Genomic DNA, 14,373 nt, shown 5'->3' with positions numbered 1-14,373 from the left:
GGCTAATGCCTCCTTTTAATCAGTATGGGGATAGATTAACCGTGGTTACGAATCCACTCATCCATTTCTGTTTTCAGGTTGTCAGACTTAGTACCGAAGATAGCCTGAACACCACCTGCTACAACAACAACACCAGCAGCGCCTAGCTGTTTTAGTTTGTCTTGGTCAACAGCGGCTGTGTCTGCAACGGCAACACGTAGGCGAGTGATACATGCGTCAAGACCAGTGATGTTAGCTTTACCGCCGAATGCAGCAACTAGTTCACCTGCAAGGTCAGAACCTGTCGCAACAGTTGCCTCTTCTGACTCATCTTCACGACCAGGAGTCTTAAGGTCCATAGCTTTGATTACTGCGCGGAATACCACGTAGTAGATTGCAGCGTAAACTAGGCCTACAGCAACCATCAGACCCATCTTCTGAGAGTTACCAGAAAGAACTAGGAAGTCGATTAGACCGTGTGAGAATGAAGTACCGTGTACAAAACCTAGAGTGTTAGCAACAACGTACGCAGAACCAGCTAGTAGAGCGTGAATTCCGTAAAGCACAGGAGCAACGAATAGGAATGAGAACTCGATTGGCTCAGTGATACCTGTTAGGAATGAAGTCAGTGCAGCAGAAGCCATGATACCCATTACTTTCGCACGGTTCTCTGGTTTAGCAGAGTGAGCGATAGCGATAGCAGCAGCTGGTAGACCGAACATCTTGAACATGTAACCACCCGCTAGCTGACCGAAGCCATTGCCCGCAGCACGAGAAGCCTCATCAGCCACTAGGTAACAAGTAAGTACGCCGTTTTGAGTTTCGCCAGCAGCGTTAAAACAAGTACCTGCTTCGAAGAAGAATGGTACGTTCCATACGTGGTGAAGACCGAATGGGATTAGTGAACGCTCAACGATACCGTAGATACCGAATGCAACTTGTGGGTTTTGGTGAGCAGCCCAGTCAGAGAATGATGCGATAGCACCACCGATTGGAGGCCAAACAACTGAAAGAACGATACCAAGACCAATCGCTGTAAAACCAGTGATGATTGGCACAGCACGTTTACCAGCGAAGAAACCCAAGTATTCTGGAAGTTGGATCTTGAAGAAGCGGTTGAATGCCCATGCAGCAACACCACCTACTAGGATACCACCAAGAACACCAGTATCGATGTTCTCAACACCCATAACACCAGCCATTACGCCTAGTGTTGCAGTCATGATGCCGTAACCGACGATTGCAGCAAGACCAGCTACACCGTCGTTGTTAGTAAAGCCAAGTGCCACACCTACTGCGAACAGTAGTGCCATTTGACCAAATACTGAACCGCCCGCTTGTTCCATCAAATTCGATACGATACCTGGAATAAAGCCTAGGTCGGCAGCGCCTACACCTAATAAAATACCTGCAACTGGTAACACCGATACTGGTAGCATCAGAGCTTTACCAACTTTTTGCAGGTTAGCAAAAAGGTTCTTAAACATGTTTATGCTCCTGAAAAATTATAAAAATTATTGGGCTCTAACGGCACACCCCCGTAGCCTTAAATGTTAGCACCCAAAGAAAATGTAACCACATATGACAGTATATTTTCTGCCTCTAAATATATATTGTTGGTAATCAAACTTTCTAGCGAGTTACGAAATTTAGTTTCAAACTAATATATAGATCACAAACCAAAAGCTGATTTGAAATGGATTTCATCCTAATAACATCTTGTTTTTATTGATAAAATTCATACCACTTATTAATTTCGATGGGTAAATAAAATAGACACGGTTGTTATTTCATGTAACAAAATTACAACCCGTACATTTTTAGTTCTCATCTTCAACATATTTAGTAAACAAGGCTAAAAAAACGGTAGCACGTGATCTTGGACACAAAAAAAAGGAGCTTGCGCTCCTTTTTCGTACAAATCTCATTTTCTATCTCAAAAAAAGATTCCTGAAGTTTTCGCTGGTTTTTTGCCCAACCTCACCGAGTGAACACCCTTTAAGCTGTGCAATGTAGGAAGCCACCTCCACTACATACGCTGGTTGGTTCTGTTTACCTCGATGAGGAACGGGAGCTAAATAAGGTGAGTCGGTCTCAATAAGCAGCCTTTCAAGTGGTAAAGCTTTCACAACTTCTTTCAGCTCGGTGGCTTGGCGAAAGGTCACGATCCCAGAAATTGATATATAAAAACCCATTTCCATTGCGGCTTGAGCGAAAGGAAGATCCTCAGTGAAACAATGAATAACCCCACCACATTTTTCCGCATGGCCATTCGCCAAAATATTCAATGTATCCTGACGTGCATTGCGAGTGTGGATAATGAGCGGCTTGTTCAGCTTTACCGCCAACTCAACTTGCTGCTCAAAGCGCAGCTTTTGAAGTTCTGCGGTCTCAGGCTGGTAGTGGTAATCAAGACCCGTTTCACCAATAGCCACAACTTTGGGGTGAGAGGCATATTCATGAAGTTGATCGAGTGCGAAATCGCTTTCAACATCGAGAGGATGAACACCACAAGATGCATAGACATTATCGTATGGTTCAATCAACTCAATCATATTAGGAAAAGAGTCAAGCGTAACACCAACAGACAGTAGATCAGTCACATTGGCCGCTTTCGCCTTAGCAACCACATCCTCTATGCCATTGTGTAGCTCTTGATAATCTAATTTGTCTAAGTGACAGTGAGAATCTACGAACATATGTCCCCATTAAATTTGAACAGCCAATCAAGAATAAGCAACTCAGCATTTAACCCAGAGTGTAGTCTAAGCTGCTCTATGAGTTTGATTAATTCCTCAGTCTGTGTATACAACTTCTGATAGTCCACTAGCTGTGCTACTTGAGCAGCCCCAGGTGTAAAAGACGAGGTGTGCAAACCGTAGTGAACCTTTTGTGCATCTGCAAGCAGATACCATATCCAATTCAGTGATTCGCTAGGCTCTTGAGCAAGATCTTTAGCCAATTTGACAACATCCCCTTGCTGTCGACATAGGGCAAGAAACTGCGATTCGAGCTCAAGATAGTGACTCACTTTACCCTGTTGAACAAACGTCAATGTCGCGAGAGGCGCATTACCATTAATATGGGCAGCATAAGCAGGCACTTCACCAATCGACTGTTCGCTCAACCATTTGGCAACCGATTGAGATTCAGGAGCGGCCAAGTGCCACTGCTGACAACGGCTAGTAATTGTTGGTAATAGTGAGTGTGAACGATGTGTTACCAGTAAGAACAAACAGCTCGAAGAAGGCTCTTCTAACGTTTTAAGCAGGGCATTCGCCGCCGACTCATTCATCGCTTCGACAGGATAAATAACAAACAACCTTGCCCCAGATAGCTGTGACGATTCCTGCGCGAGTCGATTACATTGGCGAATCTGCTCGACAGTGATCGTCTTGCCCTCTTTTTCAGGCTGGATGATGTGATAGTCAGGGTGGCTTTTAGACTCCATCAACTGACATGAGTGGCAAAACCCACAAGCCTCAGCGGGATAGTTTTGACACATAACAGCCCGACTAAACTGCTCGATTAGTTGCTCGATACCCATCCCTTGTTGCGCGACGACAAGAGACGCATTAGAAAAACGGTCAGTTTGTAGATTTGCCTGCCACTCCTGCCATAAGTCAGCCAGCCAAGGATAAAGTTGGTTCATAGGCTACGCGTTCACCCAATCACTTAACACGGCAGAGATATCCGCAGCAACCTTTGCAATAGCTTGCTCTGCATTGATAATCACAACAGAATCATCTTGATCAGCAATTTCCAAATAGCGTTCGCGTGTTCTGTCAAAAAAGCTCATGTCCATTTTTTCAATGCGGTCAAGCTCACCGCGCCCTCGAGCACGTTCTAAGCCTACACGAGGATCGAGGTCAAGATAAAGCGTTAAGTCGGGTTTGAAATCTCCCAAGGTAGTTTTTTTGAGGGCCTGCATGGTTTCATGAGGAATCTGACGGCCACCACCTTGATAAGCTTGAGAAGACATATCATGACGGTCACCAACCACCCAGACACCATCAGCAAGGGCTGGTTTTATCACATTCTCAACCAATTGAACTCTGGCTGCATACATCAATAGCAGTTCCGTCATGTCCTGCAACTCTTCACCTTGGTGCTCTTGTTTCACAAGGGTACGAAGTTTTTCCGCCAATGCGGTACCACCAGGCTCACGTGTCTGCTGAATACGCTCAATCCCCGCCTGTTTGAGAGTTTCTAGAACAGCTTGAATCGCCGTGCTTTTACCAGCCCCTTCTAGGCCTTCGATAACGATGAATTTTGCGTTTTTCATTTGTTACTTCTTAATTGTTTTAGATACGCTTGAACAGCGCGGTTGTGTTCAGCCAATGTTTTAGAGAAAACGTGACCACCCTTACCGCTTGCGACAAAATAAAGATAGTTGCTATCTTCAGGATTCAACGCTGCGGCGATGGAGGCCTCACCAGGCATAGCGATCGGTGTTGGCGGCAATCCAAAAATGGTATAGGTGTTATAAGGTGTCGGAGTACGCAGATCTTTTTTGCGAATATTGCCGTCGTACTTGTCTCCCATGCCATAGATAACCGTAGGATCCGTTTGTAGTCGCATACGTTTATTGAGGCGATTTATAAACACTGCGGCAACACGTTCACGCTCCGATTCAACAGCCGTCTCTTTCTCTATAATAGAGGCAAGAATTAGGGCCTCGTACGATGTTTTAAGGGGTAAATTCGCCTGACGTTTTTCCCAGTGATCATCAAGCACTGCCTGAAGCTTAGCCGCAGCTCGCTTGATAATATCAAGATCGGACGCACCAAATGTGTAGTGGTATGTTTCTGCGAGTAGCAAACCCTCAAGCTTTTGATGTGGTAAACCCACTAACTCCGCGATTTCGGCCTCACTAAGTCCCATTAACTCGTGTTCTAAGTATGGCGATACTTCTAAAATTTCTCGCCACTCTTTGAATGTAGAACCTTCGACAAAAGTGATCGCAAACTGATGCTCTTTACCTTGTTTAAATTGCATCAAGGCTTGCTTAAGATCAAGGCCAGGCTCAAGAAGGTAGGTTCCTGCCCTAAGCTGGGTGAGTTCGGGATGAAAACGGCGTACGAACTGAACCATATCGCTCGTTTCTATCAAATCAGCTTTGGTTAGATTAGCCAAAACACGATTAAAACTCGTTCCTGATTCAATCGTGAAAATTTCGGCTTGTTCGATCTTTATAGGTTGATCCACATAGTGTTGAACCTGCTTGGCAACATAGAAGTAGCCAGCCGCAGCAAGTGCGACTACCAATAGCAGAAAAAGAGTGATTTTTTTTATCACGAGTTAACCATCTCCTGAATTCGTTTAGTTATTGTTCCTATTGCAAACGTCTTTTCACCTATCTGGTTTACCGGTGCAACACCAAGAATTGAGTTGGTGATAAATACTTCGTCGGCGTCTAGCACATCTGTCAAAGCGAAGTTGCTGACTTCGATTGCGATGCCATTCGCCTTGGCCCACTCCAAAACGACCCGTCTCATCACACCCGAAACCCCCGACTTAGAGAGATCAGGAGTACATAACTGGTTACCGCGAAGCCAAAACACGTTTGCCATGGTAGTTTCTATGACATGATCATCGATATCGAGTGCAATACCATCAGGTAAATGAGCGCCATCCATTTCGGCTTTCAGTAGCACCTGTTCAAGACGATTGTTGTGCTTATGCCCAGCCAATAGTGGGTTGTGTCCAAGCCGCGTGGTGCATATACCGAGCGACAATCCTTGCTCTAGCCATTGTTCATAATGAGGCGGATAAATAAAGTCGCTAATAGTAACATTTGGTGAGTCCACTTGAGTAGGGCTATATCCCCTACCCCCTTCGCCACGACTAATATGGAGTTTGATACCAGCCCTATTATCTGATCTCACCACTCTGTCCAACCACTGCTCTACCTGCTGCCAATCAGGATGAGGGATTTGTAACAAGTCCAAGCAAGCGTTCATGCGATCTCTATGATATGACCAGTATTGAATGGTGCCATTTCTTGTCAGCATAGTGGTAAAACAGCCATCGCCGTATTGGAATGATCGATCGGTTAAAGAGATAAAATCAGAGGGACTGCCGTTAACCAAGAACATGTCACTTCCTTATATTTGTCTCGCATCGAAGCGCGTGAAAATCTTGGCTTATTAAATAACAAAACGGCTTAATGCCAAAGCATTAAGCCGTTTTAAACCAGAAAAAGTCTAATTAGATCTTTTTAAAGACTAACGAACCGTTAGTACCGCCAAAGCCGAACGAGTTACAAATTGCATACTCCATCGATACTTCTTTAGCTGTATGAGGAACAAGATCAATATCTAGGCCTTCCTCTGGATTGTCTAGGTTGATTGTTGGTGGAACAATTTGGTCAACCAGAGACATCACAGTGATAATAGCTTCTACAGAGCCTGCAGCACCCAGTAGGTGACCAGTCATTGATTTAGTTGAAGAAACTTTAACTTGCTTAGCACCCTCTTCACCTAGAGCGCGCTTAACGCCTTTGATTTCTGCCACATCACCTGCTGGAGTTGATGTACCGTGAGCGTTAACGTAGCCTACCTGAACACCAGTAATACCAGCATCACGCATCGCGGCTTCCATTGCTAGCGCACCACCTGAACCGTCTTCACTAGGTGAAGTCATGTGGTAAGCGTCACCAGACATACCAAAGCCAACAAGCTCAGCATAAATCTTCGCACCACGCGCTTTAGCGTGTTCGTACTCTTCAAGAACCATCATGCCAGCACCGTCACCGAGAACGAAACCATCGCGGTCTTTATCCCAAGGACGAGAAGCTTTTTGTGGCTCATCGTTACGAGTTGACAGTGCTTTCGCAGCACCAAAGCCTGCCATACCGAGTGGCGTAGACGCTTTTTCAGCACCACCTGCAACCATAGCGTCAGCATCACCGTATGCAATCATACGTGCCGCATGGCCGATGTTATGAAGACCTGTAGTACACGCCGTCGAGATCGCGATGTTAGGACCGCGAAGACCACGCATAATAGATAAGTTACCTGCAACCATATTTACGATGGTTGATGGAACGAAGAATGGGCTAACTTTACGTGGGCCTTTTTCAACAAGAGCAGTATGGCCTGCTTCGATGAGATCTAGACCACCGATGCCTGAACCAATCGCTACGCCTACACGAGGTGCATTTTCTTCGTTGATTTGTAAACCAGAGTCATCTAAAGCTTGGATACCAGCTGCAATGCCGTACTGGATGAATAAATCCATTTTACGCGCATCTTTCTTAGACATGTATTCAGTACAGTCAAAGTCTTTCACTAGGCCCGCAAAGCGAGTTGAGAAATTTTCGGTATCAAAGTGTTCAATATTTACAATACCACTTTGACCAGCTAGCAAGGCTTTCCAAGATGATTCTACGGTGTTGCCTACCGGTGACAACATACCCATGCCAGTGACAACAACACGACGCTTGGACACGATTTTATTCTCCGGAATTGAAATGATTCTATGGAAGGATAGAAGTGTTAAAAAGAACACAGGCGGCCAGAAGGCCGCCTGGGAGAGATATTACTGAGCGCTGTTTACGTAGTCGATTGCAGCTTGAACAGTAGTGATTTTCTCAGCTTCTTCGTCTGGAATCTCAGTGTCGAATTCTTCTTCTAGAGCCATTACTAGTTCAACAGTGTCTAGAGAATCAGCACCTAGATCGTCAACGAATGAAGCTTCGTTTTTAACTTCAGCTTCGTCTACACCTAGCTGCTCAACAATGATTTTCTTTACGCGTTCTTCGATGTTGCTCATTTTTTCTTTTCCTTTACAGATTTCGCCTAATGCGATGATTCCGTAGTTTATTCGAACTACTGAAAGTTGCAAGAGGGACCTTGCTGGTCAAACCACAATTTTAGCGATTTTAACCGAAATTCAATACATTTTTGACTTAAATCATGCACAAATCTTGCGCATGTTCTCATCATCAACCACAAACTATAGGCTATTTTTATGACAATAAGTAGCCTAGTTGACGACAAATCGTGCAAATTCACTTAGCTGGCAGAAATTTGAGTGAAAATTAATGAAAAAGTTCACCTTTTCTGTCAGGAAAGCGTTTTACACCATGTACATGCCGCCATTTACATGCAAAGTTTCACCAGTAATATACGCAGCTTCTGGAGAAGCCAGGAAAACGACTGCTGAAGCGATTTCACGTGGATCACCTAAACGACCTGCTGGTACGTTAGAAAGTGTTGCTGCACGTTGGTCGTCGTTAAGCGCTTTCGTCATATCCGTTTCGATAAAACCAGGGGCAACTGTGTTTACCGTTACGCCACGAGAAGCCACTTCACGAGCCATCGATTTAGTGAAACCAATTACGCCAGCTTTAGCCGCTGCATAGTTAGCCTGACCAGCGTTACCCATAGTACCCACAACAGAGCCTACGTTGATAATGCGACCAGCACGTTTCTTCATCATGCCGCGCAGTACGGCTTTAGACATACGGAAGATTGGCGTTAGGTTAGTGTCGATGATGTCATCCCACTCAGAGTCTTTCATACGCATTAGTAGGTTATCACGAGTGATACCAGCGTTGTTCACTAGAATGTCGATTGCACCGAACTCGTCGTTAATAGTCTTAAGCGTTGCTTCAATTGACTCAACGTCAGTGACGTTTAGTGCGAGACCTTTACCATTTTCACCAAGGTACTCGCTGATCGCCGCAGCACCACTTTCAGACGTTGCTGTACCAATAACGGTTGCACCGCGCTCAACAAGCAGTTCAGCGATAGCGCGACCAATACCACGACTAGCACCAGTTACTAGAGCAATCTTGCCTTCTAGGTTCATCATGTTCGTTATTCCTTAAATTCTTTATTACTTAGCAGCGTCTAGAGATGCAACATCATTCACAGCTGCGCCGCCTAGCGTCTTAACAATGCGTTTTGTCAGGCCAGTGAGAACTTTACCAGGGCCAAGTTCCAATAGCGTCTCAACACCTTGCTCACTCATCAGTTGCACGCTTTCAGTCCAACGAACTGGGCTGTATAGCTGGCGTACCAGTGCGTCTTTGATTTTCGCTGGGTCCGTTTCTGCTGCGACATCAACGTTGTTAATCACTGGGAACTGAGGTGTGTTAAATTCGATCTCTTCAAGAGCAACCGCTAGCTTGTCAGCCGCAGGCTTCATTAGTGCACAGTGTGAAGGTACTGATACAGGTAGAGGAAGTGCACGCTTAGCGCCCGCTTCTTTACAAAGTGCGCCTGCACGTTCTACCGCATCTTTACTACCAGCGATGACTACCTGACCTGGAGAGTTAAAGTTAACTGGTGATACAACGTCACCTTGTGCTGCTTCTTCACACGCTTTCGCAATTGCATCATCGTCTAAACCAATGATTGCGTACATTGCACCTGTGCCAGCTGGCACTGCTTCTTGCATTAGCTGACCACGAAGCTGAACAAGCTTAATCGCTTGTTTAAAGTCAATAACACCCGCACAAACTAGCGCAGAGTATTCACCTAGGCTGTGACCCGCTAGGTTAGCTGGTTGCTCAAGGCCAAGCTCTTGCCACACACGCCAGATAGCAACAGAAGAAGCTAGCAATGCTGGCTGAGTACGGTGCGTTTGATTGAGATCTTCAGCAGGACCATTTTGGACCAATGCCCATAGGTCGTAGCCAAGAGCGTCAGACGCTTCAGCAAATGTTTGTTTAACTACGTCATACTGTTCGCCAAGTTCAGCGAGCATACCTACAGCTTGAGAACCCTGACCTGGAAATACGATAGCAAACTTGCTCATTTTCTTTTCCTTAAAACAAAGTAAGAAAGATGCGACTAAGCACCTTAATCATAAATTTCGTCTGGCTTAGAATTTGACTAAAGCCGAGCCCCATGTGAAGCCGCCACCGAATGCTTCAAGCAACAGTGTCTGGCCACGCTTGATACGCCCATCACGTACGGCTTCATCTAGCGCAGTTGGTACCGTCGCCGCCGACGTGTTGCCGTGTCTATCTAGGGTAATGACCACTTGATCCAGTGACATTGATAACTTTTTGGCCGTAGCAGAAATAATGCGATAGTTCGCCTGATGTGGAACTAACCAGTCTAATTCAGACTTGTGCATGTCATTCGCGGCAAGCGTATCTTTAACCAGCTTAGAAAGCTGAGTCACCGCAACCTTGAACACTTCATTACCTGCCATGTGTAACCACTTGTCAGCGTCTTTACCACGTTCAGGTACTTCAAGGCTGAGTAGCTCACCAAAGCGACCATCTGAATAAATGTGAGTCGAAAGAATGCCTGGTTCTTCGCTCTGCCCTACTACGACTGCACCCGCACCGTCACCAAACAAAATAATGGTTGAACGGTCTGTCGGGTCACAAGTTTTAGAAAGTGCGTCAGAACCAATCACCAGCACATTTTTGCACATGCCCGATTTGATATGTTGATCCGCAACAGACAGAGCATATACAAAACCTGAACATGCCGCTGCTAAGTCAAATGCTGGACAACCTTTTATCTCAAGCTTGGCTTGAACCTGACATGCAGACGATGGGAAGGTATGGCTGCCACTCGTTGTCGCGACAATAATAAGGTCAATATCGTTTTTATCGATACCTGCCATTTCAATCGCATTTTTCGCAGCGATATAACCCATGTCGGCAACTGTCTCGTTCTCAGCAGCAATGCGACGTTCTTTAATACCCGTGCGAGTAACAATCCACTCATCACTAGTATCTACCATTTTCTCTAGGTCTGCGTTAGTACGCACCTGAGATGGCAGGTAGCTGCCAGTACCTAAAATTTTGCTATACATGAAGACTAATAATGCCTCTCGAGTAAAACCGCTTCCAAACGATCGCTAATACGGCTGGGTACTTGTCGTTTGACCTCATGCAGTGCTTCACCAATCGCGTTGATGACTGCGTCTACGTCAGCACTTCCGTGGCTTTTTATGACAATGCCGCGCAATCCTAGCAAACTTGCGCCGTTATACTGGTCGGGGTTCAATGTTTTTAGCTCATTAAATAAGCCAGAAAATAATTTTCTTGCAATCCAACCTTTTAGAGATGAGGTCATCATGCTCGATTTTAACTTATCAATAAATAGCTGAGCTGTGCCTTCACAGGCTTTAAGACAAACATTGCCCACGAAACCATCACAAACAACAACATCTGCGGCATCGTGTAATAGCTGGTTACCTTCAATGTAACCAACAAAATTAACCGAATGAGTCTGAGCGAGCATCTCCGCGCAACGCTTTACAAGGTCATTACCTTTAATTTCCTCGGCGCCGATATTGAGAATCGCGACACGAGGCGCTCGCTGCAAATATTGCTCGGCCAGAGCGCTACCCATGACAGCGAATTGAAACAGTGAATCGGCATCACTTGATACATTCGCCCCTAAATCGAGCATCCAGGTTCGTCCCCCGGAGGCGGTAGGTAACGCAGAGATAAGAGCAGGCCTTTCGATTCCAGGTAACAATTTCAACTTGAAACGAGACAGTGCCATCAAAGCGCCCGTGTTACCACAACTTACGCAAGCGTCCGCTTGATTTTCAGCGACCAATTCAATTGCAGTGGCCATCGACGTGCCGTGGCTATTTCTAAGTGCAAGAGAAGGTTTTTCTGAGTTGGAGATCACTCGGTCAGTATGCTGGATACTCAAACGCGTATCCTGTTTATAACCAAGAGAAGATAATTGAGACGTGATCGCGGTTTGATCACCAATAAGGATCACTTTTAGCTCTGGGAAATGCGACAGTGCCTGCACGGCGGCAGGCACTGTGACGCGAGGACCGAAATCCCCGCCCATTGCATCAAGTGCAACGGTTATATTTTGCAAAGGTCAACCTTACTTGTTGATAACCTTTTTGCCACGGTAGTAACCTTCAGCAGTTACGTTGTGGCGTAGGTGAGTTTCACCTGAAGTTGCGTCTACAGAAAGTGCTGCTGTAGTTAGGGCATCGTGTGAACGACGCATGCCACGCATTGAACGTGATTTCTTGCTCTTTTGTACGGCCATTGACCCTACTCCTATGTAAGTTCTTAAAGAATTACTTCTTTAAGCTTTTTAAAACGTCAAATGGATTCGGTTTCTTTTCTTCCACAATTTCTTCTGGAAGTTTACCAAACACCATATTATCTGAATCAACGCTACAGTCCGCTTCATCGTGCATTGCTATTTGAGGCAAGTTTAGAATGAACTCGTCTTCAACTAACTGTATTAGGTCTATTTCACCGTACTCGTTCAGATCTACCAAATCGTACTCTTCCGGTGCTTCCTCTTCAGTCTTTTCACCGTAATACGGTGTATAAGTGAATTGGACGTCGCACTCATGTGCGAAAACCTCATTACAGCGTTGACACTCTAAGTCGACCACGATGTTAGCTTTACCAGAGATAACAACGAGTCGCTGCTCATCTAAGTCAAATGACATTGACACTTGGGCGTCGCGTTTAACGCCTTCAACTGATTCCTCTAAGCGCTTAAAGAGACTAACTTGAATAATACCTTCAACATCTAGTCGCTTTTGAGCAGCGCGTGACGGATCAATCGTACGCGGTATTTTTACCTTTTGCATAGGGCGCGAATTTTATCTTCCAAATCGTTTAGAGTCAAAGAAAAAGGGCAAAAAGTTGTACTTTTTTTCCTTCTCCTCAAGAGAGCTAGTATCACAACCATAATATAGATTAAGCTCACACTAACCCGCTGTTAGATTGTAAATTAAAATGCAGAATTACCAACTAGTTTTAGCCTCAACATCACCATACCGCCAACAACTGCTCAATAAATTGGCAGTTTCATTTATTACTGCCTCTCCACAATTTGATGAAACACCCTTAGAGCACGAAACACCTATTGAGCTAGTTTCACGCTTAGCCAAAGGAAAAGCAGAGTCATGTCAGGTTGAAGAAACGGCTTTGATCATTGGTGGCGACCAAGTGTGTGTGATTGATGGTCGAATCATTGGTAAACCACTTACCGAGCAAAAAGCGATTGAGCAATTGACACAACAAAGTGGTCAATCGATTCAGTTTTTCACTGGTTTGGCTGTGCACAACAACCTCACCAAGCAGACAGAGGTTAAGGTTGACACCTTTACGGTCCATTTTCGCTCACTAAGCCAACAGCAAATAGAAAGTTACGTGGCTAAAGAGCAACCACTATACTGTGCTGGCAGCTTCAAGAGTGAAGGTTTGGGTATCGCGCTATTCGAGCGACTCGAAGGTAAAGATCCAAACACCTTGGTCGGATTACCATTGATCGACTTGATTGATATGTTACGCAACCAAGGGGTTGAGGTGCTCTAACGAGCAGCACTTGCTCTTAGACCTGCCAGTGCCTTTTCTAACTTCAGTTCCATCGGCGCATTAATTTCCATCCATTCATCATTAGAAGGGTGCTGAAACTTAATATTCGCCGCATGAAGGAAAAGACGATCTAGCCCTACTTTCGCCGTGTATGCATCAAAACGTCGGTCACCGTATCTGTCGTCCCACGCTATCGGATGACCCGTGTACTGAGTATGCACGCGAATTTGATGGGTACGACCCGTAATAGGGCTTGCTTGTATCAGTGTTGCATCGGCAAACTTCTCGATAATCTTAAATCGAGTTTCTGATGGTTTACCGTTAGGGTTCACTCGCACAATGCTGTTAACTTCATTTTTAAGCAAAGGGGCGCTGACAACCTTACAACTGCTTTTCCACTCACCCATGACTAAAGCGAAGTAATACTTCTGAACGGTCTTTTCACGAAATTGCGCTTGTAAGTGACGTAGCGCTGAACGTTTTTTCGCCACCAACAAGATTCCCGACGTATCTCGGTCAATGCGATGCACCAGTTCCAGAAAACGTGCTTCTGGACGTAACGCCCTTAACGCTTCAATGGCTCCAAACTTTAGACCACTTCCGCCATGCACTGCTGTACCTGAAGGTTTATTTAAAACCAACATATGATCATCTTCATAGATAATCATGTGCTCAAGCTCAGCCACCTTATTTAACTTTGTACTAGGGGCAACTTCATCGGCTTTTTCTTCAACGGTGACTGGTGGAATTCGGATCAGATCCCCAGCTTTCAGCTTATATTCCGCTTTGACACGTTTTTTATTTACTCGAACCTCTCCCTTACGCAAGATTCGATAAACCATGCTTTTAGGGATACTTTTCAACTGGTTGCGCAAGAAGTTATCAATACGCTGACCCGCCATATCTTCGTCTATGTCGACAAACTGGACTTTTGTTCTTATTTCACTCATCTGATTATTCTATCATTCAAAGTTGCGCAAAATCACATTTTCTTCGCAACATATTGGAAAATGGCTCAACTAATAATGGATGCAAGATCCGCTACGAATAAAAATTCATCGACTTTATTACAATTTCATAAATTAGGCTCAATAAAACCTATAAAACAG

The 14,373-nt window shown here is 45.0% G+C and carries 16 protein-coding genes; 1 reads left to right on the top strand and 15 read right to left on the bottom strand.

Going from position 1 to position 14,373, the window contains the following annotated elements; translation table 11 throughout:
* Positions 1 to 35: 35 nt before the first annotated feature.
* The 14 genes from ptsG to yceD all read right to left on the bottom strand — a co-directional run bounded on the left by ptsG (position 36) and on the right by yceD (position 12,534).
* Positions 36 to 1,466, bottom strand: a complete 1,431-nt coding sequence (gene ptsG / locus DA100_RS02950) for a PTS glucose transporter subunit IIBC (protein ID WP_138970801.1) — start codon at positions 1,464 to 1,466, stop codon at positions 36 to 38.
* A gap of 444 nt (positions 1,467 to 1,910) precedes the next feature.
* Positions 1,911 to 2,678 (bottom strand): TatD family hydrolase, encoded by a 768-nt coding sequence (locus DA100_RS02945; RefSeq protein ID WP_138970800.1) that lies wholly within the window; start codon positions 2,676 to 2,678, stop codon positions 1,911 to 1,913.
* On the bottom strand, positions 2,669 to 3,631 hold the full coding sequence (gene holB, locus DA100_RS02940; RefSeq protein WP_138970799.1) for a DNA polymerase III subunit delta': 963 nt from the start codon (positions 3,629 to 3,631) through the stop codon (positions 2,669 to 2,671). The genes DA100_RS02945 and holB overlap by 10 nt, the downstream gene beginning before the upstream one ends.
* Positions 3,632 to 3,634: 3 nt before the next feature.
* On the bottom strand, positions 3,635 to 4,264 hold the full coding sequence (gene tmk / locus DA100_RS02935) for a dTMP kinase (protein WP_138970798.1): 630 nt from the start codon (positions 4,262 to 4,264) through the stop codon (positions 3,635 to 3,637).
* Positions 4,261 to 5,277: an endolytic transglycosylase MltG gene (gene mltG / locus DA100_RS02930; RefSeq protein WP_138970797.1), complete on the bottom strand. Its 1,017-nt coding sequence runs from the start codon at positions 5,275 to 5,277 to the stop codon at positions 4,261 to 4,263. Before mltG ends, tmk begins: the two co-directional genes overlap by 4 nt.
* On the bottom strand, positions 5,274 to 6,077 hold the full coding sequence (gene pabC, locus DA100_RS02925) for an aminodeoxychorismate lyase (RefSeq protein WP_138970796.1): 804 nt from the start codon (positions 6,075 to 6,077) through the stop codon (positions 5,274 to 5,276). Before pabC ends, mltG begins: the two co-directional genes overlap by 4 nt.
* Before the next feature lie 112 nt (positions 6,078 to 6,189).
* A complete protein-coding gene (gene fabF, locus DA100_RS02920; RefSeq protein ID WP_138970795.1) occupies positions 6,190 to 7,431 on the bottom strand; it encodes a beta-ketoacyl-ACP synthase II in 1,242 nt (413 codons plus the stop codon).
* 90 nt (positions 7,432 to 7,521) lie between these two features.
* Complete coding sequence (gene acpP, locus DA100_RS02915; RefSeq protein ID WP_004406112.1) at positions 7,522 to 7,755, bottom strand: acyl carrier protein; 234 nt, start codon at positions 7,753 to 7,755, stop codon at positions 7,522 to 7,524.
* 306 nt (positions 7,756 to 8,061) lie between these two features.
* Positions 8,062 to 8,796, bottom strand: coding sequence for a 3-oxoacyl-ACP reductase FabG (fabG, locus tag DA100_RS02910; RefSeq protein ID WP_171052126.1), 735 nt, complete (start codon positions 8,794 to 8,796; stop codon positions 8,062 to 8,064).
* Positions 8,797 to 8,823: 27 nt separating this feature from the next.
* A complete protein-coding gene (gene fabD / locus DA100_RS02905; RefSeq protein ID WP_138970793.1) occupies positions 8,824 to 9,747 on the bottom strand; it encodes an ACP S-malonyltransferase in 924 nt (307 codons plus the stop codon).
* A gap of 66 nt (positions 9,748 to 9,813) precedes the next feature.
* Positions 9,814 to 10,764, bottom strand: a complete 951-nt coding sequence (locus DA100_RS02900; RefSeq protein ID WP_138970792.1) for a beta-ketoacyl-ACP synthase III — start codon at positions 10,762 to 10,764, stop codon at positions 9,814 to 9,816.
* A gap of 5 nt (positions 10,765 to 10,769) precedes the next feature.
* Positions 10,770 to 11,795: a phosphate acyltransferase PlsX gene (plsX, locus tag DA100_RS02895; RefSeq protein ID WP_138970791.1), complete on the bottom strand. Its 1,026-nt coding sequence runs from the start codon at positions 11,793 to 11,795 to the stop codon at positions 10,770 to 10,772.
* Between the two features lie 9 nt (positions 11,796 to 11,804).
* A complete protein-coding gene (gene rpmF, locus DA100_RS02890; RefSeq protein ID WP_004414666.1) occupies positions 11,805 to 11,975 on the bottom strand; it encodes a 50S ribosomal protein L32 in 171 nt (56 codons plus the stop codon).
* A 31-nt stretch (positions 11,976 to 12,006) separates the two neighbouring features.
* A complete protein-coding gene (yceD, locus tag DA100_RS02885; protein WP_138970790.1) occupies positions 12,007 to 12,534 on the bottom strand; it encodes a 23S rRNA accumulation protein YceD in 528 nt (175 codons plus the stop codon).
* A 148-nt stretch (positions 12,535 to 12,682) separates the two neighbouring features.
* Here yceD and DA100_RS02880 point away from each other — a divergent pair, with 148 nt between their 5' ends.
* Entirely contained in the window at positions 12,683 to 13,264 is a 582-nt protein-coding gene (locus tag DA100_RS02880) for a nucleoside triphosphate pyrophosphatase (RefSeq protein ID WP_138970789.1), read from the top strand.
* On the opposite strand, the gene rluC is transcribed toward DA100_RS02880, so the two are convergent.
* Positions 13,261 to 14,214 carry a 23S rRNA pseudouridine(955/2504/2580) synthase RluC gene (gene rluC / locus DA100_RS02875; RefSeq protein WP_138970788.1) on the bottom strand — a complete coding sequence of 318 codons (954 nt, stop codon included), beginning with the start codon at positions 14,212 to 14,214 and terminating at the stop codon, positions 13,261 to 13,263. The genes DA100_RS02880 and rluC overlap by 4 nt on opposite strands.
* Between the last annotated feature and the right edge of the window lie 159 nt (positions 14,215 to 14,373).

It is taken from the genome of Vibrio sp. Hep-1b-8, from assembly GCF_006124995.1.
In the GTDB taxonomy this organism is placed as follows: domain Bacteria; phylum Pseudomonadota; class Gammaproteobacteria; order Enterobacterales; family Vibrionaceae; genus Vibrio.
The sequence above is the reverse complement of the archived record's forward strand: the minus strand, read 5'-3'. Positions and strand labels throughout refer to the sequence as shown.

Coding starts and splice junctions, on each gene's coding strand:
- ptsG (WP_138970801.1), bottom strand. CDS start 1,466: ATGTTTAAGAACCTTTTTGCTAACCTGCAAAAAGTTGGTAAAGCTCTG.
- DA100_RS02945 (WP_138970800.1), bottom strand. CDS start 2,678: ATGTTCGTAGATTCTCACTGTCACTTAGACAAATTAGATTATCAAGAG.
- holB (WP_138970799.1), bottom strand. CDS start 3,631: ATGAACCAACTTTATCCTTGGCTGGCTGACTTATGGCAGGAGTGGCAG.
- tmk (WP_138970798.1), bottom strand. CDS start 4,264: ATGAAAAACGCAAAATTCATCGTTATCGAAGGCCTAGAAGGGGCTGGT.
- pabC (WP_138970796.1), bottom strand. CDS start 6,077: ATGTTCTTGGTTAACGGCAGTCCCTCTGATTTTATCTCTTTAACCGAT.
- acpP (WP_004406112.1), bottom strand. CDS start 7,755: ATGAGCAACATCGAAGAACGCGTAAAGAAAATCATTGTTGAGCAGCTA.
- fabG (WP_171052126.1), bottom strand. CDS start 8,796: ATGAACCTAGAAGGCAAGATTGCTCTAGTAACTGGTGCTAGTCGTGGT.
- fabD (WP_138970793.1), bottom strand. CDS start 9,747: ATGAGCAAGTTTGCTATCGTATTTCCAGGTCAGGGTTCTCAAGCTGTA.
- DA100_RS02900 (WP_138970792.1), bottom strand. CDS start 10,764: ATGTATAGCAAAATTTTAGGTACTGGCAGCTACCTGCCATCTCAGGTG.
- rpmF (WP_004414666.1), bottom strand. CDS start 11,975: ATGGCCGTACAAAAGAGCAAGAAATCACGTTCAATGCGTGGCATGCGT.
- yceD (WP_138970790.1), bottom strand. CDS start 12,534: ATGCAAAAGGTAAAAATACCGCGTACGATTGATCCGTCACGCGCTGCT.
- DA100_RS02880 (WP_138970789.1), top strand. CDS start 12,683: ATGCAGAATTACCAACTAGTTTTAGCCTCAACATCACCATACCGCCAA.
- rluC (WP_138970788.1), bottom strand. CDS start 14,214: ATGAGTGAAATAAGAACAAAAGTCCAGTTTGTCGACATAGACGAAGAT.